General features: G+C 70.6%; 26 protein-coding genes and 1 tRNA gene. 13 read left to right on the plus strand and 14 right to left on the minus strand.

Annotated features, from left to right (window positions below; translation table 11 throughout):
- Positions 1-47: 47 nt before the first annotated feature.
- The 4 genes from AC1DVI_RS01280 to AC1DVI_RS01295 all read left to right on the plus strand — a co-directional run bounded on the left by AC1DVI_RS01280 (position 48) and on the right by AC1DVI_RS01295 (position 3,501).
- Positions 48-881 (plus strand): transporter substrate-binding domain-containing protein, encoded by an 834-nt coding sequence (locus AC1DVI_RS01280; RefSeq protein ID WP_183177412.1) that lies wholly within the window; start codon positions 48-50, stop codon positions 879-881.
- Between the two features lie 93 nt (positions 882-974).
- Positions 975-1,679 carry an ABC transporter permease gene (locus AC1DVI_RS01285; RefSeq protein WP_014238679.1) on the plus strand — a complete coding sequence of 235 codons (705 nt, stop codon included), beginning with the start codon at positions 975-977 and terminating at the stop codon, positions 1,677-1,679.
- A 3-nt stretch (positions 1,680-1,682) separates the two neighbouring features.
- The gene (locus tag AC1DVI_RS01290) at positions 1,683-2,372 is read left to right on the plus strand and encodes an ABC transporter permease (RefSeq protein WP_476956466.1); all 690 of its coding nucleotides are present in this window, start codon (positions 1,683-1,685) and stop codon (positions 2,370-2,372) included.
- An 82-nt stretch (positions 2,373-2,454) separates the two neighbouring features.
- Positions 2,455-3,501, plus strand: coding sequence for a DMT family transporter (locus tag AC1DVI_RS01295; protein ID WP_476956467.1), 1,047 nt, complete (start codon positions 2,455-2,457; stop codon positions 3,499-3,501).
- 140 nt (positions 3,502-3,641) lie between these two features.
- Here the strand turns inward: AC1DVI_RS01295 and AC1DVI_RS01300 are convergent.
- Positions 3,642-3,717: transfer RNA gene (locus tag AC1DVI_RS01300), tRNA-Ala, on the minus strand.
- A 207-nt stretch (positions 3,718-3,924) separates the two neighbouring features.
- Here AC1DVI_RS01300 and AC1DVI_RS01305 point away from each other — a divergent pair.
- From AC1DVI_RS01305 to modD, 5 genes are read left to right on the plus strand one after another with little or no spacing between them, the layout of a single operon-like run.
- The gene (locus AC1DVI_RS01305; RefSeq protein ID WP_237904729.1) at positions 3,925-4,209 is read left to right on the plus strand and encodes a YggT family protein; all 285 of its coding nucleotides are present in this window, start codon (positions 3,925-3,927) and stop codon (positions 4,207-4,209) included.
- The gene (locus AC1DVI_RS01310) at positions 4,209-4,583 is read left to right on the plus strand and encodes a DUF167 family protein (RefSeq protein WP_476956468.1); all 375 of its coding nucleotides are present in this window, start codon (positions 4,209-4,211) and stop codon (positions 4,581-4,583) included. The genes AC1DVI_RS01305 and AC1DVI_RS01310 overlap by 1 nt, the downstream gene beginning before the upstream one ends.
- On the plus strand, positions 4,576-5,484 hold the full coding sequence (gene folD / locus AC1DVI_RS01315) for a bifunctional methylenetetrahydrofolate dehydrogenase/methenyltetrahydrofolate cyclohydrolase FolD (RefSeq protein ID WP_476956469.1): 909 nt from the start codon (positions 4,576-4,578) through the stop codon (positions 5,482-5,484). Before AC1DVI_RS01310 ends, folD begins: the two co-directional genes overlap by 8 nt.
- Positions 5,481-6,470, plus strand: a complete 990-nt coding sequence (locus tag AC1DVI_RS01320; RefSeq protein WP_038525742.1) for a magnesium transporter CorA family protein — start codon at positions 5,481-5,483, stop codon at positions 6,468-6,470. The genes folD and AC1DVI_RS01320 overlap by 4 nt, the downstream gene beginning before the upstream one ends.
- Before the next feature lie 19 nt (positions 6,471-6,489).
- Positions 6,490-7,317, plus strand: coding sequence for a ModD protein (modD, locus tag AC1DVI_RS01325; protein WP_476956470.1), 828 nt, complete (start codon positions 6,490-6,492; stop codon positions 7,315-7,317).
- Positions 7,318-7,338: 21 nt separating this feature from the next.
- On the opposite strand, the gene AC1DVI_RS01330 is transcribed toward modD, so the two are convergent.
- Positions 7,339-7,641: a 4a-hydroxytetrahydrobiopterin dehydratase gene (locus tag AC1DVI_RS01330; RefSeq protein ID WP_476956471.1), complete on the minus strand. Its 303-nt coding sequence runs from the start codon at positions 7,639-7,641 to the stop codon at positions 7,339-7,341.
- Between the two features lie 150 nt (positions 7,642-7,791).
- On the opposite strand from AC1DVI_RS01330, the gene AC1DVI_RS01335 reads away from it, so the two are divergent.
- The gene (locus AC1DVI_RS01335) at positions 7,792-8,205 is read left to right on the plus strand and encodes a metallopeptidase family protein (protein WP_476956472.1); all 414 of its coding nucleotides are present in this window, start codon (positions 7,792-7,794) and stop codon (positions 8,203-8,205) included.
- Position 8,206: 1 nt separating this feature from the next.
- Here the strand turns inward: AC1DVI_RS01335 and AC1DVI_RS01340 are convergent, their stop codons facing one another.
- Positions 8,207-8,797, minus strand: coding sequence for a uracil-DNA glycosylase family protein (locus AC1DVI_RS01340; protein WP_476956473.1), 591 nt, complete (start codon positions 8,795-8,797; stop codon positions 8,207-8,209).
- Positions 8,794-9,540 carry an NAD-dependent deacylase gene (locus AC1DVI_RS01345; protein ID WP_476956474.1) on the minus strand — a complete coding sequence of 249 codons (747 nt, stop codon included), beginning with the start codon at positions 9,538-9,540 and terminating at the stop codon, positions 8,794-8,796. The genes AC1DVI_RS01340 and AC1DVI_RS01345 overlap by 4 nt, the downstream gene beginning before the upstream one ends.
- 83 nt (positions 9,541-9,623) lie before the next feature.
- Here AC1DVI_RS01345 and AC1DVI_RS01350 point away from each other — a divergent pair, with 83 nt between their 5' ends.
- A complete protein-coding gene (locus AC1DVI_RS01350) occupies positions 9,624-10,097 on the plus strand; it encodes a low molecular weight protein-tyrosine-phosphatase (protein WP_476956475.1) in 474 nt (157 codons plus the stop codon).
- Between the two features lie 20 nt (positions 10,098-10,117).
- On the opposite strand, the gene AC1DVI_RS01355 is transcribed toward AC1DVI_RS01350, so the two are convergent.
- The 9 genes from AC1DVI_RS01355 to AC1DVI_RS01395 all read right to left on the minus strand — a co-directional run bounded on the left by AC1DVI_RS01355 (position 10,118) and on the right by AC1DVI_RS01395 (position 21,482).
- Positions 10,118-10,351, minus strand: a complete 234-nt coding sequence (locus tag AC1DVI_RS01355; protein ID WP_476956476.1) for a DUF1127 domain-containing protein — start codon at positions 10,349-10,351, stop codon at positions 10,118-10,120.
- Between the two features lie 71 nt (positions 10,352-10,422).
- The gene (gene gcvA / locus AC1DVI_RS01360) at positions 10,423-11,319 is read right to left on the minus strand and encodes a transcriptional regulator GcvA (protein WP_476956477.1); all 897 of its coding nucleotides are present in this window, start codon (positions 11,317-11,319) and stop codon (positions 10,423-10,425) included.
- Between the two features lie 91 nt (positions 11,320-11,410).
- Positions 11,411-11,734, minus strand: coding sequence for a thioredoxin TrxA (gene trxA, locus AC1DVI_RS01365; RefSeq protein ID WP_035669691.1), 324 nt, complete (start codon positions 11,732-11,734; stop codon positions 11,411-11,413).
- 211 nt (positions 11,735-11,945) lie between these two features.
- Positions 11,946-15,416, minus strand: coding sequence for a double-strand break repair helicase AddA (gene addA, locus AC1DVI_RS01370; RefSeq protein ID WP_476956478.1), 3,471 nt, complete (start codon positions 15,414-15,416; stop codon positions 11,946-11,948).
- Positions 15,417-15,567: 151 nt separating this feature from the next.
- A complete protein-coding gene (gene addB / locus AC1DVI_RS01375; protein ID WP_476956479.1) occupies positions 15,568-18,546 on the minus strand; it encodes a double-strand break repair protein AddB in 2,979 nt (992 codons plus the stop codon).
- 175 nt (positions 18,547-18,721) lie between these two features.
- The gene (locus AC1DVI_RS01380) at positions 18,722-19,501 is read right to left on the minus strand and encodes a nucleotidyltransferase family protein (RefSeq protein WP_476956480.1); all 780 of its coding nucleotides are present in this window, start codon (positions 19,499-19,501) and stop codon (positions 18,722-18,724) included.
- Between the two features lie 2 nt (positions 19,502-19,503).
- Positions 19,504-20,517, minus strand: a complete 1,014-nt coding sequence (locus AC1DVI_RS01385; protein WP_476956481.1) for an aminoglycoside phosphotransferase family protein — start codon at positions 20,515-20,517, stop codon at positions 19,504-19,506.
- Complete coding sequence (gene tsaE / locus AC1DVI_RS01390) at positions 20,514-21,011, minus strand: tRNA (adenosine(37)-N6)-threonylcarbamoyltransferase complex ATPase subunit type 1 TsaE (RefSeq protein ID WP_476956482.1); 498 nt, start codon at positions 21,009-21,011, stop codon at positions 20,514-20,516. The genes AC1DVI_RS01385 and tsaE overlap by 4 nt, the downstream gene beginning before the upstream one ends.
- Before the next feature lie 33 nt (positions 21,012-21,044).
- Complete coding sequence (locus AC1DVI_RS01395) at positions 21,045-21,482, minus strand: hypothetical protein (RefSeq protein ID WP_200484769.1); 438 nt, start codon at positions 21,480-21,482, stop codon at positions 21,045-21,047.
- 202 nt (positions 21,483-21,684) lie between these two features.
- Between AC1DVI_RS01395 and AC1DVI_RS01400 the strand changes: the two genes are divergently transcribed.
- Positions 21,685-22,707 (plus strand): NAD(P)/FAD-dependent oxidoreductase, encoded by a 1,023-nt coding sequence (locus AC1DVI_RS01400; RefSeq protein ID WP_476956483.1) that lies wholly within the window; start codon positions 21,685-21,687, stop codon positions 22,705-22,707.
- A gap of 75 nt (positions 22,708-22,782) precedes the next feature.
- Here AC1DVI_RS01400 and AC1DVI_RS01405 read toward each other — a convergent pair whose 3' ends face one another.
- On the minus strand, positions 22,783-23,367 hold the full coding sequence (locus AC1DVI_RS01405; RefSeq protein ID WP_476956484.1) for a Spy/CpxP family protein refolding chaperone: 585 nt from the start codon (positions 23,365-23,367) through the stop codon (positions 22,783-22,785).
- 186 nt (positions 23,368-23,553) lie between these two features.
- On the opposite strand from AC1DVI_RS01405, the gene AC1DVI_RS01410 reads away from it, so the two are divergent.
- On the plus strand, positions 23,554-24,279 hold the full coding sequence (locus tag AC1DVI_RS01410) for a response regulator (RefSeq protein ID WP_476956485.1): 726 nt from the start codon (positions 23,554-23,556) through the stop codon (positions 24,277-24,279).
- Position 24,280: the final 1 nt, after the last annotated feature.

Here is a 24,280-nt window from a genome sequence, read left to right on the forward strand (position 1 = left end):
AGCATAAGAGCCATCCATAAGGGCATCAGAACAGAGGAGGTTTTCCCGTGAAGAAGATCGTTGCGGCGCTGGCGCTCGGCGCCATCGTGGCGGTCGCCGGCACCGCCGTCGAAGCCAAGGACTGGAAGAAGATCCGCATCGCCACCGAGGGCGCCTACGCCCCCTGGAACGCGACGGACCCGTCGGGCAAGCTGATCGGCTTCGAGCCGGACCTCGCCATGGAACTCTGCAAGAAGATGAAGGCCGAGTGCGAGATCGTCGCCCAGGATTGGGACGGCATGATCCCGGCCATCCAGCAGGGCAAGTACGACGCCATCATGGCGGCGATGTCGATCACCGACGAGCGTGAGAAGGTCATCGCCTTCGCCGGCCCCTACGGCACCGAGCCGTCGATGTTCGGCACCATGAAGAATTCGCCGCTCGCCAAGGCGACCTTCCCCGGCGAGCGCTACGACCTGTCCAAGGACGACCCGAAGGCCGCCATCGCCGCCCTGGCCGACGCGCTGAAGGGCAAGACGGTCGGCGTGCAGACCTCGACCATCCAGGCGAACTTCATGGAGCAGCTCCTGCCGCAGGTGTCGGTCCGCACCTACGACAAGCTGGACAACGCCGGCATCGACATGGCCGCCGGCCGCGTGGACGCCATCTTCGGCGACCGTTCGGCGGTGGACGCCATCATCAAGACGGACGCCGGCAACATGACCCTGTTCGGCCCGGCCTTCGCGCGCGGCGTGCTGGGCAAGGGCGTGGGCGTGGGCCTGCGCAAGGCCGACGGCGACCTGAAGGAGCTGTTCAACAAGGCCATCGCCGAGGCCAACCAGGACGGCACCATCACGAAGCTGAGCACCCAGCACTTCGGCTACGACATCTCGATCAAGTAACCGGCCATCAATGTGAAGGGATGTCCCCCTCTTCCCCGTCGCGGGGAGGAGGGGAACCCGGTTCGGAGCCCTTTCGGAGCCCTTTCGGAGCGCATGTTCGAACTTCTCTCCTTCGGCCCGAACGGGTGGGGCGGCCAGCTTCTCGGCGGGGCCGCGATGACGGTCGCCGTGTCGGTGTCGGCCTTCGTCCTCGGCCTCGTCTTCGGCTCGCTCGGCGCGTCGGCGAAGCTCAGCCGCAACCTCGCCCTCACCGGCGTGGCGGAGGTCTACACCACCGTCGTCCGCGGCGTCCCCGAACTGCTGGTCATCTACCTGCTGTTCTTCGGCGGCAGCGGCGCGGTCATGGCCGTCGGCCGGGTCTTCGGCTACGAGGGTTACATCGAGCTGAACGCCTTCTCCATCGGCGTGCTGGCGGTCGGGCTGATCTCCGGCGCCTATTCGACGGAGGTGATCCGCGGCGCGGTCCAGGCGGTGCCCCATGGCCAGATCGAGGCGGCGCGCGCCTGCGGCATGTCGCGCTGGCTGATCCTGCGCCGCATCCTGGTGCCGCAGACCCTGCGCTACGCCCTGCCGGGGCTGGGAAACGTCTGGCAGCTTACCCTGAAGGACACGGCGCTGATCTCCGTGACGGCGCTGGCCGAGATCATGCGCGTGTCGCATGTGGCGGCGGGGTCGACCCGCCAGCCGTTCCTGTTCTACACCACCGCGGCGGTGCTCTACCTCCTGCTCACCACCGTCTCGACGGTGGCGTTCGAGCGGGCGGAACGCTACGCCAATCGCGGCGTGCGGAGGGCCTGACCCATGAACTGGGAACTGATGTGGGACAGCGTTCCCACCCTCCTGCGCGGCGTTCCGGTGACCCTGCAGCTGGTCGGGCTGGCGCTGCTGTTCGGCGCGGGCGTGGCCTTCGCGGTGGCTCTGCTGCGGCTGTACGGCAACCGCGTCACCGAGCGGCTGATGGCCGCCTACGTCTTCGTGTTCCGCGGCACGCCGCTGCTCGTGCAGATCTTCCTGATCTATTACGGCATGGGCCAGTTCGAGCTGGTGCGCAGCAGCTTCCTCTGGGTCTACCTGCGCGAGCCCTTCTGGTGCGCGATCCTGGCGCTGACGCTGAACACCGGCGCCTACACCAGCGAGATCCTGCGCGGCGCCATCCTGTCGGTGCCGCAGGGCCAGATCGAGGCGGCGCGGGCCTGCGGCATGTCGCGCACGCTGCTGTTCCGCCGGATCATGATGCCGGTGGCGATCCGCCAGATGCTGCCGGCCTACGGAAACGAGGTGATTTTGATGGTGAAGGCCAGCTCGCTCGCCAGCACCATCACGCTGTTGGAGATCACCGGCATCGCCCGCAAGATCATCGCGCAGAGCTTCGCGGTGTTCGAGGTGTTCATCGTGGCGGGCAGCATCTATCTGTTGCTGAACTTCCTCGCCTCGCGCCTGATCCGCTACGCGGAGTGGCGCATGACCCCCTACCTGCGGGCGCGGGGGTAGCCTTCATCCCCTCCCCTGCGTCAGCGGGGGAGGGTTAGGGTGGGGGCAACGGTTCCCCCACTCAACAGGCGTGCGAGGCGCTATGCCCCGAACTGGCGCGACGACCGCCATCCTGGCCGCGGTTCTCTTCGGCATCAGCACGCCGCTGGCAAAGCTGATGGTCCACGACCTGTCCCCCTGGATGCTGGCGGGCCTGCTGTATCTCGGCTCCGGCATCGGGCTGGGGCTGGTCCGGCTGGTTCGTGGTCTGACGGTCCCGCAGAAGCGCAGCGAACGCGGGCTCCGCGGCGCCGAATGGCTCTGGCTGCTGGCCGCCGTCGCTGCCGGGGGTATCGCCGGGCCGGTGCTGCTGATGGCCGGCCTGACGGCGACGCCGGCATCGACCGCCTCGCTGCTGCTCAACCTCGAAGGGGTGTTCACCGCGCTGCTGGCGTGGTTCGTCTTCCGGGAGGGTGTCGACCGGCGGCTCGTTGCTGGGATGATCGCCATCGTGGCGGGAGCGGTCGTGCTGTCCTGGGGCGGAACGCTCAGCCTGGACGGCGGTTGGGGACTGGCCGCGGTCGCCGCCGCCTGCCTGATGTGGGCGGTGGACAACAACCTCACCCGCAAGGTGTCCCTGGCAGATCCCGTGGACGTCGCCACGATCAAGGGGCTGGTGGCCGGCACCGTCAATATCGGGATCGCCCTGGCCCTCGGCGACGGCCCTCCTGCCGCGCCGACCGCGGCGGCGGCGATGCTGGTCGGGCTGCTGGGCTACGGCGTCAGCCTCGTGCTGTTCGTGGTCGCTCTGCGCCACATCGGCGCCGCCCGCACCGGGGCCTATTTCTCGACGGCCCCCTTCGTCGGGGGCGTCGCCTCCCTGGCGATCTTCGGGGAGCCGCTGACGGTCGGGCTGGCGGTGGCCGCGGCCCTAATGGGACTCGGCGTCTGGCTGCACCTGACCGAGGACCATGACCATGAGCACGACCATGACGAGATGGAGCACGACCACCCGCATGTGCATGACGAGCACCACCGGCACCATCACGATGGCCCGGTGACCGAGCCACACACCCACCGGCATCGTCACGTGCGCCTACGGCACCGGCACGCCCACTTTCCGGATGCCCACCACGTGCACAGGCACTGAGGCTTGGGTCGGATCAGCGAATGTTTTAAAAGAATGGGAGGATTCAGCCGACGCCGCGTGCGACAGGGCGGTGTCACACCGCGAGGAATTCCGCCGCTTCCGGGCGAATTCCTGTGTCGTATCAATGTCTTGGGGGTGATTGGTGGAGCCGAGGAGGATCGAACTCCCGACCTACGCATTGCGAACGCGTCGCTCTCCCAGCTGAGCTACGGCCCCACACACCGTCACCGGCGTGCGGCGGATAATGGTGATGCGGGGGGAGCCTGTCAAGCCCTCTGAACGTGCCCGATCGCGGGCATTGGCGGTTGCGCGCAAGGGCATGGCCAAGGGGATGGTGGCGGCCCGCCGCGCGGCACTGGACAGCACTCGCCGCTTGTGCTTAGGGTGCCCCGCAAAATCGGACAATAAAGGGACGGGCCGGGCATGATTGCGCTCTACCTGCTGATCGACACCGTTCTCAGCCTCTATGTCTGGCTGCTCATCGCTTCGGCGGTGCTGAGCTGGCTGGTGGCCTTCAACGTCGTCAACACCCGCAACCGCGCGGTCTATGTCATCGGCGACTTCCTCTACCGCGTCACCGAACCGGTGCTGCGCCCGATCCGCCGCGTCCTGCCGAACATGGGCGGCCTGGACCTGTCGCCGATCGCGCTGATCCTGCTGATCTTCTTCATCCGCAACCTGATGGCGGAATACTGGCCGCGCTTCTGATGCCGGGACCGTTCGAGGCTGTGCCCTTCGAGGCGGTGGCGGACGGTGTCCGGCTGGCGTTGCGGGTGACGCCCAAGGCGTCGCGCAACGCCATCGCCGGGCTGGCCGCCACGGCGTCCGGAGGAACGGCCCTGAAGGTGACCGTCACCGCCGTGCCGGAGAACGGCAAGGCGAACGAGGCGGTGGTGAAATTGCTGGCCAAGGCGTGGAAACTGCCCAAGACCAGCCTGACGGTGGTGGCCGGCGCCACCGACCGGAACAAGATTGTCCATGTGGCCGGCGATCCGGCCGACCTGATGCGCCGCCTGACGGCGCTGGTGGAAACCGCGGGCGGCGACCCGGTGAGCAGCAACGGTGGGAAGAGCGATGACTGAGGCGAAGATCATCGACGGCAAGGCGTTCGCCGCGGGGCTGCGCGCCCGCGTGGCGGAGGGTGTGGCCGCGCTCAAGGCCAGCCACGGCGTCACCCCCGGCCTCGCCGTCGTTCTGGTGGGCGAGGACCCGGCGAGCCAAGTCTATGTCCGGTCCAAGGAAAAGGCCCTGGCCGACCTCGGCATGAACAGCTTCGACCACCACATGCCCACCGACCTCGGCGAGGCGGAACTGCTGGCTCTGATCGATCGGCTGAACGCCGATCCGGCGGTGCACGGCATCCTGGTCCAGCTTCCCCTGCCCAAGCACATCGACACCCAAAAGGTTCTGGCCCGCATCGTCCCGGAAAAGGACGCGGACGGCTTCCACGTCGTCAACGCCGGCCTGCTGGCGACCGGCGGTGCCGGCGCCATCGTGCCCTGCACGCCGCTGGGCAGCCTGCTGCTGCTCCGCGACACGCTGGGCGCCGACCTCAAGGGCAAGCGGGCGCTGGTGCTGGGCCGCTCCAACATCGTCGGCAAGCCGATGGCGCAACTGCTGCTTCAGCAGGACTGCACGGTCACCGTCGCCCATTCCCGAACCCAGGACCTGCCCGGCGAGTGCCGCCGCGCCGACATCCTGGTCGCCGCGGTGGGCCGTCCGGAAATGGTGCGCGGCGACTGGATCAAGCCGGGCGCCGTGGTCATCGACGTCGGCATCAACCGCGTGCCGCACCCGACCGAGCCGGGCAAGACCAAGCTGGTCGGCGACGTCGCCTACGACGAGGCCGTCAAGGTCGCGGGCGCCATCACCCCGGTGCCGGGCGGCGTCGGGCCGATGACCATCGCCTGCCTGATGCTGAACACGCTGGCCGCGGCCTGCCGCGCCGCCGGCGCGCCGGTCCCCGCCGAGGCTCTTGCATGATCACGGTCCACGCCCGGGTGGGCGGCCGCGTGGTCGAGCAGCCGCTTGCCCTCGGCGAGCCGCTGCCGCCCAACACGGTGTGGATCGATCTTCTCCGCCCCGACGAGGCGGAGCGCGCGCATGTCGGCGCCGTCACCGGCTGCGACCTGCCGACGCGCGAGGAGATGAAGGAAATCGAGGCCTCGAGCCAGCTCTACACCGAGGGGGAGGCCGTCTATCTCACTTCTTCCGTGATCGCGCGGGCCGATTCGCCGATGCCGGAGCAGGGTGAGGTCACCTTCGTCCTGACCCCCCGGCACATGATCACGGTGCGCTTCACCGAGCCGCGCTCCGTCGCCACCTTCGCCGCGCGGACCAGCCGCCAGCCGGAGCTTCTGGCCAGCGCGGAGGACGCGCTGCTGGGCATCCTGGACGCGGTGATCGACCGGGTGGCCGACGTGCTGGAGCTGATCGGCGCCCGCATCGACGGGCTGTCCACGCGCATCTTCACCGACTCGCTGAACAGCAAGGGGGTCGGAAGCTCCAAGAAGCCGGACGAACTGCAGGACGTGCTGCGCGGCATCGGACGGGCCGGCGACCTGACGCACAAGGTGCGCGACAGCCTCGCCGGGCTGGACCGGCTGGTGGCCTTCCTCTCCTCCGTTGCCGCCGGGCGGCTGACCAAGGAGCAGAAGGCCGCGCTGAAGACCCTGACGCGCGATTTGCGGTCCCTGAACGAGCACGCCGGCTTCCTGGCGCACGAGGCGAACTTCCTGCTCGACGCCACGCTCGGCCTGATCAACATCGAGCAGAACGCGATCATCAAGATCTTCTCGGTCGTGTCCGTGGCGCTGATGCCGCCGACCCTGATCGCGTCGGCCTACGGCATGAACTTCCACCACATGCCCGAGCTGGACTGGGACTTCGGCTATCCCATGGCCATCGTGATGATGGTTCTGTCCGCCGTCGTGCCGCTCTGGTACTTCCGCCGCCGCGGGTGGCTTTAACCGAAAAAGGGAACCGCCGATGATCGTCCTGTCCGATGCCGCGCTCGACGCGCTCCTCGCCCAGGACGTTCCCTACGGCGACCTGACCACCGACTCGCTGGGCATCGCCGCCGCCCCGGCGCGCATCCGGTTCACGGCGCGCGGCGCCATGGTGCTGGCCGGGACGGAGGAAGCCGCCCGCCTGATCGAGAAGGCCGGCGGCACGGTGATGTCCGTCCGGCCCAGCGGCACGGCGGTGGAGGCCGGGGCGCCCTTCCTGGAGGGGCATGGCCCGGCGGGTGCCCTGCACAGCGGCTGGAAGGTGGCGCAGACGCTGGTCGAATACGCCTCCGGCATCGCCACCCGCGCCCGCCGCATTGTCGAGGCCGCTCCCGGCGTGACCGTCGCCTGCACCCGCAAGAACTTTCCCGGCGCCAAGGACCTGTCGGTCAAGGCGGTGCTGGCCGGCGGGGCGGTGATGCACCGGCTGGGCCTGTCGGAAACGATCCTGGTCTTCGCCGAACACCGCGCCTTCCTGTCCGGATCCCCGGAGACCTGGATCGCCGACCTGCGCCGCCGGGCGCCGGAAAAGAAGATCGTGGTCGAGGTCGACACGGTGGCGGACGCCATTGCCTTCGCCCGGGCCGGGGCCGACGTGCTGCAACTGGAGAAGCGAACGCCGGAGGAGGCCCGCGCGGTGGTCGAAGCGACGCGCGGCCTGCCGCGCCCGCCGGTCGTCGCGGCGGCGGGTGGTGTGACGGAGGACAACGCGGCGGCCTACGCCGCCGCCGGTTGCCCGCTGCTGGTCACCACCGCCCCCTTCTTCGGGCGTCCGGCGGATGTGAAGGTGGTTCTGGAACCGGCCTGACGCCCTCCGGGCGCGCGAGGATCAGCGGTCGCGGTTCGGGGCGATCTGGTCCAAGCGGTGGGCGAAATCGACGTCGGCCTGGGTCAGGCCGTCGGCGCTGCGGGTGCACAGGATGATTTCCACCCGGCCCATGTCGTTGAACCATTCCGGATGGTGGTTCGTCCGCTCCGCCAGCAGGGCGACCTGGCTCATGAAGCCCCAGGCGGCGGGGAAGTCGGGGAAATGGTAGGTCTTGCGGATCGCGTCGCGCTCCAGCACCTCCGCCCAGCCGTGCAGTTCCTTCAGCGCGGTCTGCCGCTTGGCACCCACCAGCTTGTCCGACATTCCTTCCCCCTTTGTTGGTTGGCCTGTACTTGGTTAGCCTGTACTTGGCGTAACGGGCACGGATCGATTGCGGATCAAATCGGTGTTCCGGTCCGTCTTCCGGTTTAGCGCCGCTTGGCCTGGGCGGCAAGCGGCGCTACCTTCCCCGGTATGATGCGCAAACCGGCACACACCCACAGCGTTCCTCCCTCCACCCCCGACCTCGAGCGGATGGCCGAGGACGCGCTGGAGACGATCCCGCGGGAACTCCTGGCCCCCATCGCCAATCTGTCGATCCATGTCGAGGATTTTCCCGACGAGGAGACCGAGCGCGAGATGGAGCTGGAAAGCCCCTTCGACCTGCTCGGCCTCTATCGGGGCGTCGATATGACGCGGCAGAGCGTCGCCGACCTGCGCAGCGGGCCTGACATGATCTTCCTCTACCGCCGCCCGATCCTGGACTACTGGTGCGAGACGGGCGAGGACCTGTTCGCCATCGTCCGCCACGTCCTGATCCACGAGATCGGCCACCATTTCGGCCTGTCGGACGAGGATATGGAGCGCATCGAGGCCCTGGAGGGGTGAGTCACCCGTCCAGAGCCTCGTCCACGCGGCGGCGCAGCGCTGGCGCCAGCTCGTCGTCGAACCAGGGGTTCTTCTTCAGCCAGGCGGTGTTGCGCCAGCTCGGGTGGGGCAGGGGCAGGAACTCCGGCAGATAGTCGCGCCACGCCGCCACCGTATCGGTCATCGTCCTCCGGCGGCGGTTCCCCAGATAGTGGGCCTGCGCGTAGCTGCCGACCAGCAGGGTCAGCCGCACCCCGGTCAGGGCGGCGCGCAGCGGCGGGTGCCAGAGCGGGGCGCATTCCGGGCGCGGCGGGTAATCGCCGCCCTTCGGCGCCGTGCCGGGGTAGCAGAGCCCCATGGGGACGATGGCGATCCGGCTCTCGTCGTAGAAGGCGTCACGGTCCATGGCCAGCCACTGGCGCAGCCGGTCGCCGGACGGATCGTTCCAGGGGATGCCGCTGGCGTGCACCCGCGCGCCCGGCGCCTGCCCGACGATCAGCAGGCGGGCGGACGGGCTGCCGCGCAGCACCGGGCGGCAGCCGTGCGGCAACACCCCCGCGCACAGCCGGCAGGCGCGGGCCTGCTCGAACAGGCTCTCGAGATCGTCGGTCACAGGTCCAGCAGCGCGGTCACGAAGGCCGGGACCAGTTCGGTCGCCGGGCCGTTGACGGAGTCCGCGAACAGGCTGGCGCCCGCCGACGGCTCCAGGTTCAGCTCCAGCGTCAGGGCGCCGGCGTTGCGCGCCTCCGCCACGAAGCCGGCGGCGGGGTAGACGTTGCCGGAGGTGCCGATGGAGACGAACAGGTCGCAGGCACCCAGCGCGCGGTAGATCCGCTCCATCTGGTAGGGCATCTCGCCGAACCACACCACGTCGGTGCGCATGCCGCCCTTGCGGGCGCAGGACGGGCAGGCGTCCTCCACCGACAGGTCGCCGGTCCAGTTTTCCACCTTGCTGCGGCAGTGGCGGCAGAAGACCGCGTTCAGTTCCCCATGCATGTGGATCAGCGTGTGCGACCCGCCGCGCTCGTGCAGGTCGTCGATGTTCTGGGTGACCAGCAGCAGGTCGCCTTTCCAGCGCCGCTCCAACTCGGCCAGCGCCAGATGGGCGGCGTTCGGCTGCACCGCGGGGTCGCGCAGGCCGCGCCGCCGGTCGTTGTAGAAGCGGTGGACCAGCACCGGGTCGCGGGCGAAGCCCTCCGGCGTCGCCACATCTTCCAGATCGACCTTGGCCCAGATGCCGTCGGCGCAGCGGAAGGTATCCAGGCCGGATTCCTTGGAAATGCCGGCCCCGGTCAGGATGACGATGGAGTCGGTCGGTTTCAGATGGTTGGCGATGGTCGTGTTGGCAAAAGTCATGGTGCCCTGGCGGGTTCGGGGAACGGCTGCTAGATCTCGGGCGGGGAAAGCAGAGATGGAAACCAAAGGGGGAGGAGGCCGGGATGGTCAAGGTCCTGTTCGTCTGCACGGGAAACATCTGCCGGTCGCCCACCGCGGAAGGTGTGTTCCGCGACCGGGTTCGGCAAGCCGTTTTGGAAAGCCGCATCGGCACCGATTCGGCGGGCACCCACGGCTATCATGTGGGGGAGGCGCCTGACCCGCGCAGCCAGCGCGCCGCCAAGGCCCGCGGGGTGGACCTGTCGGACCTGCGCGCCCGCAAGGTGACCGCGGCGGACTTCGCCGACTTCGACTACGTCCTGGCGATGGATGGCGGGCATCTGGCGCAGTTGCGACGCATGGCCCCGCCGGACAGCCGGGCGAGGGTCGCCCTGTTCCTCGACTACGCCCCCGACGCGCCGAAGCGCGAGGTGCCCGACCCTTATTACGGCGAGGGGCTGCATTTCACCGAGGTGCTGGACCTCTGCGAGGCCGGGGCGAAGGGGCTGCTGGAGGCGATCCGGCGGGATCGGCTGTGACCGGTCCGATGGTGTGACGCTCAGCGCCAAAGAGACTTCCGCGCCTCGGTGACGGCGTCGTAGCGGGTGATGCCGATGTCCCGCAATTCGTAGTCGGAGAGGGAGAGCAGGGCGTCGCGCTGGCGGCTCTGTTCGCGGAGATGGGCGATCCAGCCCAGCAGCGCGCGAAGGCGGCGGGCCGGTGGCGGCGCGGTGCGGGGGAGGACGTGCAGCGTCATGGTGGCCTCCGGCGGGTGCGAGGGAAGCACCAGCATCAGGCCGCCCCCTCCGCTCCGGCAAACGGAACCTTTTCATTGTCGGGTGAGCGGATTTCATCCGAACCCATTCACCGCCCCTGGGCAAACTCCGCGCGCATCCAGGCGCGGAAGGCGGCGACCTCCGGGCGGCGCAGGCTGTCGCGGGCGGTGACCAGCCAATAGGCGCTTTTCGCGCGCAGGCGCGGCCCCATCACCTCGACCAGCTGACCGGACGCCAGCTCCGGATCGACGGTCGGACGCCGTCCGATGATGACGCCCAGCCCGCGCACCGCGGCGTCCACCGCCATGTGGATCGCGTCCAGCCGCAACCCGCGCTTCAACCCGTCGTCCAGCGCCGACGGCGGCAGACCCGCGGCCTCGGCCCAGGCGGTCCAGTCCTCCGACACGTCGGCGACGTGGAGCAGCGGGACGGTGGCGAGGTCGGCGGGGCAGGCGATGCGCGCCGCCAGGGCGGGGGCGGCCACCGGGACGAGGTCCTCCTCCATCAGCTTCAGCGCGGCCAGACCGGGCCAGTCGCCGCGGCCCAGCCGGATGCCGGCGTCGATGCCGTCGCGGGGGAACTCGACCACCCGGTGGGCGGTGTCCAGCGCCACCGTGATCGCCGGGTGACGCTCCTGGAAGGCGGGCAGGCGGGGGATCAGCCAGCGCAGGGCGAAGGTCGGGGCGGCGCTGACCGACAGCCGCCCGCTGGGCGCGCGGCCCGGCACGCTCTCCGTTGCCAGCGCCAGCGATTGCAGCGCGTCGCGCACGCGGGGCAGATAGGCGTGGCCGGCGGGGGTCAGCGACAGGCTGCGGTTGCCACGCAGGAACAACTCCACCCCAAGCCATTCCTCCAGCGTCTGGATGCCGTGGCTGACCGCGCTGGGGGTGAGATGCAGTTCTTCCGCCGCCGCCTTGAAGCTCTGGTGGCGGCCGGCGGCCTCGAACAGGCGCAGGGTGTTGAGGGGCGGCAGTCGGTAGGCCATGGCCCAGGCAGTCTCCGACAGGCCGGAGGGCCGCGCAAACAAAAAGCCCCGCCGGAGGGGCGGGGCTTCTCGATCGTCCGGGGAGCGGGGCTCAGAGAGCCTCGTCGACCCACGAGAAGAGGGCGGTCTTCGGCAGGGCGCCGATCTTGGTGGCGGCGACGTTGCCGTTCTTGAACAGCATCAGCGTCGGGATGCCGCGCACGCCGTACTTGGTCGGGGTGCCGGGGTTGTCGTCGATGTTCAGCTTGGCGACGGTGACCTTGCCGCCATACTCCTTGGCGAGGTCGTCGAGCGCGGGAGCAATCATCTTGCAGGGGCCGCACCACTCCGCCCAGAAATCGACCAGGACCGGACCGTCGGCCTTCAGCACGTCCTGCTCGAAGCTGTCGTCGGTGACCTTGATGGGATCGCTCATGTGACCTCTATGCCTGGGTTCAGGGGCACCGCCGCGCCGATTTTCCACCGGCGGCGGACCCATCCCTCATCGGTGGAATTTGGCAAAATGTATGACCGAGCCCCCTCACTGGTCAAGCCGGGGCGCGAATGCGGTCTCGTCAACCCAATCCGCCGTCCCGTGCAACGCGGCCGGGGGTGAAAAGTTCCCGAGGCGGACTATCGCGCGCGCCTTATGCTGGTAGCTCCATCAGCGCCGGGGTGTCGGTCCACAGCAGGACGCAGCGCACCGCCTTGTCCGGGTAGATGGCGCGCAGCGCCGCGCGGTAGGCCTCCATCTGGCGGACATAGACGGGCGGCACGTCCTCCGCCCGAACCGGCGGCGGGCGGTTGGTCTTGTAGTCGACGATCCACACCGCGTCGTCCTCGATCACCAGCCTATCGACCCGGCCCGACAGGGCGCGTCCGGTGACCAGACCGACCACCTCCACCTCGGCGCGGGAGTTGGGGCCGAACAGCCGGGAAAAGCGCGGGTCGGTCAGGACGCGCATCGTTTCGGATGCGATTTCATCCTGGCGCTCTGCCGTCAGCTCATGCCCGGGGCGGGCGAGGTAGCGTCGGGCGGCGGCCTCCCGCGCGTCGGGTGGCAGGTCGGGCAGGGTCTGCATCAGCCGGTGGATCAGCAGGCCGCGCTTGAAGCGCGCCCCGTCGTCCTCGCCGAGCGGGGAGCGCATCGCCGGCTCGTCCCCGTCCGGACGGGAGGGGGTGAGGGGGCGCGACGGTTCCGGTTCCTCCGGCGCGGCGGCGGTCAGCCAAGGCGGGGCCTCCTGCGTCGCCAGCACGCGGCCGGCCCCGGCGCCGTCCGGCTTGGGGACGGCGGACTGCGGGTCGGCCAGCCGCCATCCCTCGCCGCTCCAGCCGTCCGGGCAGAGGGCGGAGAAATCGAAGGGGTGCGGCACGCCGATCTCGCCCATCGCCGCCTCGACCAGCTTGTACCAGCAGGCCTCCGACGGCTCCTTCTTGCCCTGGTAGCCGCAGACGTACAGCCGGTCCTCGGCGCGGGTCAGGGCGACGTACAGCAGGCGCCTGTACTCCTGGTCGCGGCGGCGGTTGGCGCGGGCGCGCGCCTCGGCGCACAGCGCGTCCTCTTGCGAGCGGCGGGCGGCAAAGAGCGGCACGGCGCAGCCCTCGTCCGGCCAGAGGATCGGCGGGCTCTGGGTCGGCGTGCCCAGCGTGTCGGGCAGGAAGACGATGGGCGCCTGGAGCCCCTTCGACCCGTGCACCGTCATGATGCGTACGCGTCCGCCGCCCTGTTCCAGCTCGCGCTTGATCTCCGCCTCGCTGGCCGCCAGCCAGGCCAGGAAGTTCTGAAGGGAGGGCGGTTCAGTCTTCTCGAAGGACAGGCATACGGCCAGGAACTCGTCCAGCGGGTCCTGCGCGTCGGGGCCGAGCCGCTTCAGGAGGGCGCGGCGACCCGACCCGTCCGGATCGGCCGGGCAAGGGGCGGCCAGAAGCCCGGCGAACAGCTCGTAGGGGGCTAGGAAGTCGGTGCGGGCCAACTGCGCGCCCAGATAGCGGCGAGCCGGACGGTAGGCTGGGTCGTCCTCCGCCTTCGCCACAAGCGCCCGCCACAGCGTGCCGCGCCGCCCGTGGGCGAGGTCGAACAGCTGGTCCTCGGTCAGGCCGATCAGCGGCCCCTTGAGGACGGTGGCCAGCGTCAGATCGTCCTCCGGCAGCAGCAGGAACTCGCAGAGCGCCATCAGGTCCATGACCGCCAGCTGCTCGGTCAGCACCATGCGGTCGACACCGGCCACCGGAACGGCGCGGTCCTTCAGGGCGCGCACCAGCTCCGTCACGAAGGCGGTGCGGCGGCGGACCAGCACCATGACGTCGCCGGGCTGGATCGGGCGGCCGCGCGACTCGAGCGACTCGCCGCGTTGGGTCCAGTCGCGGATGGTGTCGGCGATGACCGCGGCCAGCCGGGCCGACGGCGAATCGGCGGCCTCGCGCTCCACCGGCGGCGCCCAGGCGGGCGGGTCGGCGGCCTCCGCCGGCTTCACCGGGGGCCACAGCTCGACCAGACCGGCGTGGCCGCGGCGGAAGGCGCGGTGGCGGATCACCGGGCTCGTTTCGGAAGCGACACCATCCTTGGCGCTGTCCAGCCCGAACACCGCGTCCACGGTCTGCAGCACGGTGGCGGTGGAGCGGAAGGAGATGTCCAGTTCCACCGCATGCCAGTCGCGCTCGGCGGCCTTGGCGCGGGTCTGGAAATGGCGGCGCATCCGGGCGAATTCGGCGGGGTCGGCGCGCTGAAAGCTGAAGATCGACTGCTTCTCGTCGCCGACCGCGAAGACGGTGCGGGTTGTTTCGCCCCCGTCACGGGCGCTGAGGCCGGCGAAGAACTCCTCGGCGATGGAGCCGACGACCTGCCACTGCTCCGGGTTGGTGTCCTGGGCCTCGTCGATCAGGATGTGGTCCAACCCGCCGTCCAGCTTGAACAGCACCCACGGCACGGCGGGCACGCCGTCCTTGCCGCGCAGCAGGGCGTTGGCGGACAGGATCAGGTCGTCGTAGTCGAGCAGCGCCTTGGCCTTCTTCTTCGCCTCATAAGCGCTCAGAAGCGACTCGGCCAGCGTCAGCAGGGCGGTGGTGGAGGCCGCGACACCGGCCGAGCGAACCCGTTTCATCAGCGAAACGAGCCGCTCCGCCTCACGCTCCAGCGCCGTCAGGGCGGCGGGGAAGGAGGTGGCCGGCTTCTTGGTGATCAGGGTCTTGCGCGCGCCGCCCTCCGCCGTCAGGAAATGGCGGGCGTAGATCTGGAAGGCGCGCACCCGGCTGTCCGCGGCGTCGAGCCAGCTCTGGATGCCGACCCCGCGCTCCTCGTCCGTCTTGCTGCCGGTGGACAGCGCCCGACAGGCGTCGCGCAGGCCCGGCACGTCGAAGGCGTCGTCGGCGCAGGCCTCGCGCAGGATCGCCGCCTCGGTGATCCCCGGCGGCACGCCCAGCGCCTCGTGGACCGCGTCCACCGCGCCGTCCACTCCGCGGAAGCTCTTGAACAGGCGCTGGATTCGTCCGCGCTCGCTGGCCAGTTCGGCCAGGATGTCGGCGAACTCCTCGGCGTTCAGGTCGGCGGTCAGGCGGGCCATCGCCTTGCCGAGCGGGCTGTCGGGCGCGGCGCGGCCGGCGTGCAGCACCTCGTCCCGCGCTTCGGTCAGCAGGCCGGCGGCGGTGCGCTCGTCCATCACCTCGAAATGCGGGGCGAGTCCGGCCTCCAGCGGGAAGCGGCGCAGCAGCGACTGGCAGAAGGCGTGGATGGTCTGGATCTTCATGCCGCCCGGGCAATCCACCACCTGGGCGAACAGCCGCCGGGCGATGGTCCGGGTCTCGGCGCTGGGGCGCTCGCCGCACAGGTCGGCGAGACGGTCCTCCAGCCCCTCGTCGGGCAGGGTCGCCCAGATGCCCAGCGTGCGGTTGATGCGGATGGACATCTCCGCCGCCGCCGCTTTGGTGAAGGTCAGGCAGAGGATGCGCGCCGGCGCGGTGCCGGACAGCATCAGCCGCAGCACGCGGTCGGTCAGCACCTTCGTCTTGCCGGACCCGGCGGAGGCGCCCACCCACACCGACGACAGCGGATCGGAGGCGAGCCGCTGCGCCACGTTGGGGTCCAGCGGCAGGTCGCGGACGGGGAAGTCGAGGACGGTCATGGGCGGGTCGTCATGTGTGAGGCGGCGTTGCCCCCACCCTCCCCATGCGGCGCATGGGTCCCCTCCCTCCCCCGCTTTGCAGGGGAGGGCCTTGATTCCCTCCCCTGCGAAAGCGGGGGAGGGTTAGGGTGGGGGCAAGAGTTTCCCTTCATCACCCCTCACCCCCATCGCCGCCCGCCGACCATTCCTGCACCCGCGCGAGGTGGGCGTAGTCGGTGTAGCGCGGGGCCATGGCCGGGCGGGGGCAGGAGCGGTAGGGGGTGGCAGGGTCGTCGAAATGGCGGATCAGCTCCTCCAGGCCGGCGCGGGCCTCGGCGGCCAGCGTCGCCGGGTCGCCCTTCACCGCCTTCTCCTCGCCCGGCGGGTCGCCGCCGGACAGGCGCCAGAAGGCCAGTTCCGCGACCCGGTTCCTGGCCACCCCGGCGAAGCCGCCGGCCTCGGCCATGGCGGCCTCCAGCGGCAGCTGCGGGGCGAAGCCCAGCTCGATCTCGCGGGTCGAGGGCGGGGTGCCGGTCTTGTAGTCGATCAGGACCAGCCCTTCGCCGCCCGAATCGATGCGGTCGGCCTTGGCGGTCAGCAGGAAGGGACCGGCGGGGCCGGTCAGCGCCAGCTCGCCAGACACCTCGGTGGCGAGCGGCTTCAGGGTGCGGCGGCGGTCGCGCTCCAGCCCGACGAACCACTCGGCGATGCGCTCGAAGCGCGGCCACCAGAAGGCCCAGACGTCGGGATGGCTGTGCAGCAGCGGGCCGAAGGACTCGCGCCCCATCGCCAGCAGCCGGTGCAGCGCGTCGTCGGGCAACTGGCCGGGATAGGCCTTCACGAAGGCGTCCAGCGCCGCGTGGATGAACTGGCCGCGGTCGGCGGCGCCGGGGTCGGCGGCGATGGGGTCGAGCTTGCGCAGGCGCAGCACATGCTCGGCGTAGATGGCGTAGGGGTCGCGCATCCACTTCTCGATCTTGGTGACCGACAGCTTGCGCGGGCGGGCGGCGACGGGCGGGCGCGGCTCCGGCGGGGCGACCGGGCGCACGGCGTCCGGCTCGTCCAGCCCGCGCGCCCAGGCCAGCCAGGGTTCCCCGGCCAGCTCGATCCGCCCGTCCAGACCCAGCGCGCGCAGCACCGTCTCCAGCCGCAGCAGCCAGCGCGACGGCACGGTCGGCGTGCCGTCCACCCGCTCCGCGCGGGTCAGCACGACCTCTTCCGCGCCGCAGGCGTGGGTGAAGTCGTGGGCCGACAGGCCGACCATGCGTTCCGGGCTGGGCAGGCCGAAATCCCGGCGCATCGGGCGCGACATCCAGGGATCGGCGCCGGGGTCGGGCGGCCAGGTCCCCTCGTTCAGCCCGCCGAGGACCAGAAGGTCGAAATGCTGAAGGCGCGCTTCCATCGGGCCGAGGATGTAGAGGCGCGGGTGCAGGCCGAAGCGCGGGCGCACCGGGCGCATCGCCATCAGCGCGTCGAGCAGCGCCGGATAGTCCTTGCCGGGAACGGCGGGGAAACCGTCCGCCGCCTCCAGCAGCTCATGGACGAAGGTCGCGGCCTCCTCGCCGTCGTCCTGCCGCCAGAGGAATTCCGACCCCGGCGCGTCGGTGCGCGAGGCCAGCGCCTCGGCGAAGGCGACGTGCGCGCGGACGAGGTCGCCGAGCGGGGCCTCGCCGAACAGCACCTCCATGAAGGGGGCAGCGAGCGTTTCCAAGTTCTCCAGCCAGCCGAGCAGGGCGGCCTGCTGGTCCGGGTGGTCGAAGCGGTCGGCGGCCTTCAACGCGGCGATCAGCCCGGCGAAGCCCTCCGCCGGGCGGGGGCCGCGCAGCACGGTGCGCTCCAGCGCGCGGGCGGAGCGGCGGAACTCCGCCGGGTCGTGCCCGCCGGCGGCCAGCGGGTGCTTGGCGAGCGCCAGCAGGGCCAGCGGGTGGGCACGGCTGGCGGCCAGTTCGGCGGTCAGTCGCAAATAGGTGCCGACCGCGGTGTGGACCAGCGGCTGGCCCGCCGAGTCGTTGACCGCGATGCCCCAGCGGGTCAGCGCCATGGCGACCCGGCGCGCGAGGTTGCGGTCGGGGGAGACCAGCGCCGCCGTCTTGCCCGGCGTTTCCAGCGCGTGGCGCAGCAGGAGGGCGATGACCGACGCCTCCTCCTCCGCGGTCGGGGCGTCGATGCGGGTCAGCCCGTCCAGGGCCGCGGCGTCCAGCCCCTCCAGCTCCCGCCAGCTTTCCGTGGTGGCGGCGGGGCGCATGGCCTCGGCCAGCAGGCGGGCACGGGCGGCCCGCGGCTCCTCCGCGTCGTTCCAGCGGCGGACGGCGGCGCGGCCGACCGACAGCCGATCGAGCAGATGGGCGAGGCCGTGTTGCGGGTGCGCCTCGTCGGCGCGGATGGCGTCCCAGCTCGCCTCGTCGGCTTCCAGGTCGAGGCCGGGCAGCACGACGGCCCCCTGCGGCAGGGCGGCGACCACCGCCAGCAGGTCGGCGGAGGCCGGGATGGAGCCGGTCGAGCCGGCGGCGATGACCAGCCCCTGCGGCGGCTCCGCCCGCCAGAGCGCGGCTTGCGTTTCCAGCACGAGGTTGCGGCGCTGCGCCGGGTCGGTCAGCGCGCTGGCGCCGAGGATAGCGGGCCAGTGCTCGGTGACGATCCTCAGGAACTCCAGCGTCACCTGCCAGTGCTGGGCGTAATCCTCCGGCACCAGCGAGGCCAGCCGGTCGAAGGCGACGTTCTCCGTCCACACCGCGTCAATCAGCCGTCCCAGGTCGGCGCCCAGCCGCACCGCCTGCGCGGTGGTGGCCGACACGCCGGTCGCCTGGAGGATTAGCCGGGCCAGCATCATCTGGCGCTTCAGCCCGCTGATCGGGTCGGGCAGCTCCAGCGGCACGCCGGGCAACTCCTCCGCCGAGGTCAGGCTGAGGGATGCGGCGTCCAGCTCGCCCAGCGGGCTCATCCGCGGCAGCAGCATCGGCTGCCCGCCGGAGCGGCGCAGGAAGGCCTCGCGCAGCGAGCGGCAGGAGCGGCGCGTCGGCAGCAGGACGGTCACCCCGGCCAGCGCCAGCGGGTCGTTCCCCACGCGGTCCAGGATTCCCGCGGCAAGCTGGTCCACGAAGGACACGCCGGTGGGAATCGAGTAAACCTTCGGCTCCGCGCTGCTCGTCATTGTCGTCCCGGTGGTGCAATCGTCGGGAAACGACACCACAAAGGCACAAAGAACACAAAGATTTTCACAAAGACCGCCTCAAATCCGCGACCGCTCCGGTCACGGATTGATGCGCTCTCATGACGTACTTTGTGCCTTTGTGTCTTTGTGGTGAAAAATCCCTACCGGAACCTTGTCAGGTGGTGACCACCGACACGTCGCTCATCGACAGCATCTCTTCCGTTTCGGCCAGCGCGTCGGGGGTGCCGATGTGGAACCACAGCCCATCATGGGCGAGGCCGAAGAGGCGCCCGGCCTCCTGCGCGCGGTCCCAGATGAGGTTGGTGGAGAAGGCGCCGTCGGGGGTGTCCTGCCCGAACAGTTCCGGCTTCACGATCTGGACGCCGGCGTAGACGAAGGGGGCGATTTCCATCTCGCCGCGCCGGGTCAGCCGGCCCAGCGGGTCCATGTGGTAGTCGCCGCGCCCCTCGTAGCCCACCGCCTTGGTGGTCGCCATCAGCAGCAGGAGCGCGTCCATCTCGTCCGGGTTCCAGTGGCGAGCCAAGCGCGCCAGCGTGGGGGAGGGGCCGTCGAGCCACAGGATGTCGGCGTTGACCACATAGACCGGGTCGGTGCCGAGCAGCGGCAGAGCCTTCTTCACACCGCCGCCGGTTTCCAGCAGCGTGTCCTCCGGCGACAGGGTGATGGCCGGGCTGGTCCGTCCGGCCAGATGGGCGGCGATCATCGCGCCCTTGTAGTGGCTGTTGACCACGGCCGAGGTCACCCCGGCCTCCTCCAGCCGGTCGAGCGCGTGGTCGAGCATCGGCTTGCCCATCACCGGGATCAGGGGCTTCGGGCGTTCCAGGGTCAGCGGGCGCATCCGCAGGCCCAGCCCGGCGGCCATCACCATGGCCTTGGCGGGGGCGGTTGTCACAGGCGGCGTCTTGGTACGGGTCTTCTTCGAGACAGGCGACATAATCAATCCGGCTCCGGAACGACAAGCTCCGCGCGGGTTCCCGGCGGCAGATGACGGGCGAACCAGTCGGCGACCGGGGCCAGTTCGGGCTTGGCGAGCTGGCCTTCCAGAAGCCGCCAGACGCGCGGCAGGTGAAGGAGATAGCCGCGTCGGCGCTGCAACGCCAGACGCACGAAGATGGCGACGATGCGGGTGTGCCGAACGGCGCCCAGCACCGCGTAGGAGCGGCGGAACGCCTCCCAGTCGCGATCCGGGAAGGCCGCCCGGTAGCGGTCGAGCAGAACGCCCTCCAGCCCGGCGGGCAGGTCGCGGCGGGCGTCCTCCAGCAGCGACACCAGATCGTAGGCGACGGGGCCGAGCCCGGCGCTCTGGTAGTCGATCAGCCCCGCCGCCCGCAGGCCGGGCCGCGGCAGCCGCATCACGTTGTCCACATGGTAATCGCGCAGCAGCAGCGACTGCGGCCCGGCGCAGGCCTCCGGAACGACGGCGGTCCAGGCCGCGTCGAAGTCGGACCGGGCCTTGTCCGACAAGGGCTTTCCCGTCGCCGCGGGCATGTAGACCTCGGCGAACAGCGCCACCTGCTGCGTGAACAGGGCCGCGTCGTAGAGCGGCAGGCCCAGGCGGGCCGCCTCCTCCACGGGGAAGCGGCGGTGCAGCTCGATCAGCGCGTCGGTCGCCAGCTCGTAGAGCGGGCGCGGTTCCTCCCCGGCGTTCAGCAGGCGGGTCAGGGTGCCGTCGCCGAAATCCTCCTGGATGGCCAGCCCCGCCTCGACCTCCGCCGCCAGGATGGCGGGGACCGAGAAGCCCAGCCGGTCTAGGGTGGCGCCGATGGCGATGAAGGGCACCAGATCCTCCGCCGGGGCGGGGGTGTCGACCAGGATCAGCGTCCCGCCGTCCGGCGTCGTCAGCCGTTCGTAGCGGCGTGCCGAGGCGTCGCCGGCCAGCGGCTCCCGCTTGGCCCCCTCCAGCCCGTGGCGGGCGAGAAAGGCGGCGATCTGCGACGTGCGGTCGGTCACGGCCGCTCCAGTGCGGAAAGGTCGAGGGCGTCCAGCCGCGCGCCCCAGGCGCCGTGGCCGGTCAGGGTGGCGCGGCGCTCGGTCGGTCCGGCGAAGCTCATCGCGATGTCGAGGCGGTCGGCGGGGAGCAGCGGACCCAGCCGGTCCGGCCATTCCACCAGCAGGACGGCCTCGGCGCGGGCCTCGTCCCAGCCCAGCTCGGTCACCTCGTCGGGGCCGGACAGGCGGTAGAGGTCGAAATGCCAAACCGGGCCGATGTCGGTGTCGTAGGTCTGCACCAGCGTGAAGGTGGGGGACGGCACCTCCGCGTCCTCCTCCGTCACGGCGCGGATCAGGGCGCGGCACAGGGCGGACTTGCCGGCGCCCAGGTCGCCGCGCAGGGCCACGAGGTCGCCGGGCGCCAGCGCGGCGGCCAAGCGGCGGGCCAGTGCTGCGGTCGCCTCCTCGCTCGGCAGCGCCACGGCGCGCGTGTTGGTGGAATCGGTCTGGGTCATGTCACGGGATGCGGTTCATATCAGCGGCGGCCATCAGCGGCGGGAGGCGGCCTTGCGCGGCACCGGGCCGGGGGAGGGGGAAGGAGCGGGGGCGGGCTCCGCCGCCTCGCTGCGGTCCTCCACCAGACGCGGCGGCTTCTTGAAGTTCATGGTGATCATCAGCGTCAGGGCGCCGTTGATCAAGTGGATCATCTTGTCGGACTCGACGGGCAGGGGGATCTTGCGCCCCATGCAGTAGGAGACCAGCGCCGCCGCGACCTCGGACTCGTGCAGGGTCATGCTGCGGTCGTCGCCCTCGTCCCCGGTGACCTGGATCAGCGTCTCCACCCCGCCGCCGCCGGGCTGGCCAGGGCGGTAGGTGACCTTGCCCACCGTTCCGTTGGGCAACGGCTCGCGCATCCGGCGGCGGCGGTCGAGCACGGCCTTCACGACCTCCTGGTCGGTGAACACGAGGCAGCGCAGCTCCTTCATCGCCAGTCCTTCATTGCGGCACGGTGGAAACGCGCAAATCCTACCCCACCGCAACCGCACGCCCAGAAGGAAATCGGCGGGACCGCACCCATTTTGCGCGCGCCGTCCGCTCTCCCCGTGCAGGGCGGGGTTGACCGGGGGCGCGAAACCGGACAATTGAAGGCGTCATCGTTCCCCCCGTTTGCACAAGGCAGCGCGTCCCATGTCGCACACCGTCCATCGCACCGACGTCGTCATCGTCGGCGCCGGCCCCGTCGGTCTCTTCGCCGTGTTCGAATGCGGCATGCTGAAGATGCGATGCCATGTGGTGGACGCGCTGGACATGGTGGGCGGGCAGTGCACCGCGCTCTATCCGGAAAAGCCGATCTACGACATCCCGGCCCACCCGGCCATCGAGGCCGCCGACCTGATCGACAAGCTGGCGGAGCAGGCCGCCCCCTTCAACCCGACCTATCATCTGGGCCAGCAGGTCGAGAAGCTGACCCGGACGGAGGAAGGGCGCTGGCTGGTCGAGACCAGCGTCGGCACGCGCATCGACACCCAGGCGGTGATCATCGCCGCCGGCAGCGGCGCCTTCGGCCCCAACCGCCCGCCGCTGGACGGGCTGGACCAGTATGAGGGCACGTCGGTCTTCTACATGGTCCGCCGCAAGCAGGACTTCGCCGGCAAGCGCGTGGTTATCGCCGGCGGCGGCGATTCCGCCGTGGACTGGACGCTGTCACTGGCCGACGTGGCCGAGAAGGTCTATGTCGTCCACCGCCGGCCCAAGTTCCGCGCCGCCCCGGAAAGCGTCGCCCGCATGGACGTTCTGGTCCGCGAGGGCAAGGTGGAGATGGTGGTGCCCTACCAGCTCTCCGGTCTGGTCGGCGGGAACGGCCAGCTCTCCGCCGTGCGCGTCGCCACGCTGGACGGCGAGGAGAAGGACCTGCCGGCCGACGCGCTGCTCGCCTTCTTCGGCCTGTCGATGAATCTGGGGCCGATCGCCGACTGGGGCCTGAACCTGGAGCGCAGCCACATCGGCGTCAGCCTGCCCGGCTGCGCCACCAGCGCCCCCGGCGTCTACGCCATCGGCGACATCGCGACATATCCCGGCAAGCTGAAGCTGATCCTCTGCGGCTTCTCCGAGGCGGCGCAGGCGGCCCACGCCATCCACCCGCTGGTCCATCCGGGCGAGGCGCTGCACTTCGAATACTCGACCTCCAAGGGCGTTCCCGGCGCCGAGTGACCGTCCCGAAAACGGAAACGGGCCGCCGGGGGTACCGGCGGCCCGCTCCGTCAGCGGCTGACGGGAGGCAGGAGATCAGCCACCGCGGGGGCCATTACCCGGACCCGGACCCGGACCGCGGCCGGGGCCGTCGCCGTGCATCGGGCCGTGACCGTGGTGGCGCATGCCCGGACCACCCATGCCACCGCCCATCATGCCGTGCCCGGCGCGGTCGAGGAAGCGGTCGGCCTGCTTCTGCTGGTCCGGGGTGAGCTGGGCGTAGAGGTCGGTCAGCGCCGGGCGCACCTGCTGAAGCTGGGCGAGGCGGGCCGACATCATGGCCTCCATGCGCTCCAGCCGGGCCGGGGCGGCGGCGGGCATCGGCTGGTCCTTGTACTTGGCGCAGAGGTCCTGGGTGGGCTTCTGGCTCGCGTTCGCGGCGTCGGCGAACTTGGTCCAGGCGGCGCGCTGCTGGTCGGTGATGTTCAGCTTCTTCTCGGCGTAGGCCAGCATGCCGGCCAGCCGGGCGTCCTGGTCCTCGCACATCCGGGAGAAATGCCGGCCGCCGTCCGGACCGGGGCCAGGGCCGGCGCCGGGACCCGGCTGCTGCTGGGCGAAGACCGGCACGGCGAGGCCGAGACCGAGAACCAGCGCGGCGGTGGTCATCATAGCGCGTTTCATGGGGATGCTCCTTGTTATCGACGGGGTCTTGCGTTCCCGATGACCCCGATGATGGGCCGGCAACGTATCCGGTTGATGTCCGGCCTTCCGTGAATTGGTAACGCTGTGTAACAGCCGGCCTCCCCGTAACGTGGCGTTACACATTTCTTCTTCACCCCGGCGCCCGCGCGTCGGATCATGCGCTCCATGGACCGCATACCTCACCTGCTGGTGGTCGACGACGACCGCGAAATCCGCACCCTCCTGTCGCAGTTCCTGACGCGGCACGGCTTCCGCGTCACCGGGGCCAAGGACGGGGTGGAGATGATGCGCACGCTGGACAGCGCGCGCGTGGACCTGATCGTGCTCGACCTGATGATGCCGGGGGAGGACGGGCTGAGCCTGTGCCGCCGCCTGCGCGCCACGCCGGAGACGGCGCAGACGCCGGTCATCATGCTGACCGCCATGGGCGAGGAGACGGACCGCATCGTCGGGCTGGAGATGGGGGCCGACGACTATCTGGCGAAGCCCTTCAGCCCGCGCGAGCTTCTGGCCCGCGTCAAGGCCGTGCTGCGCCGCGCCTCCGGCCCGCCGGTGGCCGGCGGTGCGGCGGGCAAGACGCTGGGCTTCGAGGGCTGGACGCTCGACCTCGCCAAGCGGGAGCTGCGCTCGCCCGACGGGGTGCTGGTGCAGCTCTCCGCCGGCGAATACGACCTGCTGGTCGCCTTCGTGGAGCATCCGCAGCGGGTGCTGACCCGCGACCAGCTGCTCGATCTGGCGCGCGGACGGTCGGCGGTGCCCTTCGACCGCTCCATCGACGTGCAGGTCAGCCGACTGCGCCGCAAGATCGAGCCCGACCCGGCCGATCCCACCATGATCAAGACGGTGCGCGGCGGCGGCTATCTGTTCACCCCGGCGGTGACGGGAGGCTGAG

The sequence above is a fragment of the Azospirillum sp. P4_B5 genome (genome assembly GCF_056402275.1).

Coding starts and splice junctions, on each gene's coding strand:
- AC1DVI_RS01400 (WP_476956483.1), top strand. CDS start 21,685: ATGTCGCACACCGTCCATCGCACCGACGTCGTCATCGTCGGCGCCGGC.
- AC1DVI_RS01335 (WP_476956472.1), top strand. CDS start 7,792: ATGATGCGCAAACCGGCACACACCCACAGCGTTCCTCCCTCCACCCCC.
- AC1DVI_RS01380 (WP_476956480.1), bottom strand. CDS start 19,501: ATGTCGCCTGTCTCGAAGAAGACCCGTACCAAGACGCCGCCTGTGACA.
- trxA (WP_035669691.1), bottom strand. CDS start 11,734: ATGAGCGATCCCATCAAGGTCACCGACGACAGCTTCGAGCAGGACGTG.
- AC1DVI_RS01345 (WP_476956474.1), bottom strand. CDS start 9,540: ATGACTTTTGCCAACACGACCATCGCCAACCATCTGAAACCGACCGAC.
- folD (WP_476956469.1), top strand. CDS start 4,576: ATGACTGAGGCGAAGATCATCGACGGCAAGGCGTTCGCCGCGGGGCTG.
- AC1DVI_RS01355 (WP_476956476.1), bottom strand. CDS start 10,351: ATGCTGGTGCTTCCCTCGCACCCGCCGGAGGCCACCATGACGCTGCAC.
- AC1DVI_RS01350 (WP_476956475.1), top strand. CDS start 9,624: ATGGTCAAGGTCCTGTTCGTCTGCACGGGAAACATCTGCCGGTCGCCC.
- AC1DVI_RS01285 (WP_014238679.1), top strand. CDS start 975: ATGTTCGAACTTCTCTCCTTCGGCCCGAACGGGTGGGGCGGCCAGCTT.
- AC1DVI_RS01290 (WP_476956466.1), top strand. CDS start 1,683: ATGAACTGGGAACTGATGTGGGACAGCGTTCCCACCCTCCTGCGCGGC.
- gcvA (WP_476956477.1), bottom strand. CDS start 11,319: ATGGCCTACCGACTGCCGCCCCTCAACACCCTGCGCCTGTTCGAGGCC.
- modD (WP_476956470.1), top strand. CDS start 6,490: ATGATCGTCCTGTCCGATGCCGCGCTCGACGCGCTCCTCGCCCAGGAC.
- addB (WP_476956479.1), bottom strand. CDS start 18,546: ATGACGAGCAGCGCGGAGCCGAAGGTTTACTCGATTCCCACCGGCGTG.
- AC1DVI_RS01320 (WP_038525742.1), top strand. CDS start 5,481: ATGATCACGGTCCACGCCCGGGTGGGCGGCCGCGTGGTCGAGCAGCCG.
- AC1DVI_RS01310 (WP_476956468.1), top strand. CDS start 4,209: ATGCCGGGACCGTTCGAGGCTGTGCCCTTCGAGGCGGTGGCGGACGGT.
- AC1DVI_RS01330 (WP_476956471.1), bottom strand. CDS start 7,641: ATGTCGGACAAGCTGGTGGGTGCCAAGCGGCAGACCGCGCTGAAGGAA.
- AC1DVI_RS01410 (WP_476956485.1), top strand. CDS start 23,554: ATGGACCGCATACCTCACCTGCTGGTGGTCGACGACGACCGCGAAATC.
- AC1DVI_RS01295 (WP_476956467.1), top strand. CDS start 2,455: ATGCCCCGAACTGGCGCGACGACCGCCATCCTGGCCGCGGTTCTCTTC.
- addA (WP_476956478.1), bottom strand. CDS start 15,416: ATGACCGTCCTCGACTTCCCCGTCCGCGACCTGCCGCTGGACCCCAAC.
- tsaE (WP_476956482.1), bottom strand. CDS start 21,011: ATGACCCAGACCGATTCCACCAACACGCGCGCCGTGGCGCTGCCGAGC.
- AC1DVI_RS01305 (WP_237904729.1), top strand. CDS start 3,925: ATGATTGCGCTCTACCTGCTGATCGACACCGTTCTCAGCCTCTATGTC.
- AC1DVI_RS01405 (WP_476956484.1), bottom strand. CDS start 23,367: ATGAAACGCGCTATGATGACCACCGCCGCGCTGGTTCTCGGTCTCGGC.
- AC1DVI_RS01395 (WP_200484769.1), bottom strand. CDS start 21,482: ATGAAGGAGCTGCGCTGCCTCGTGTTCACCGACCAGGAGGTCGTGAAG.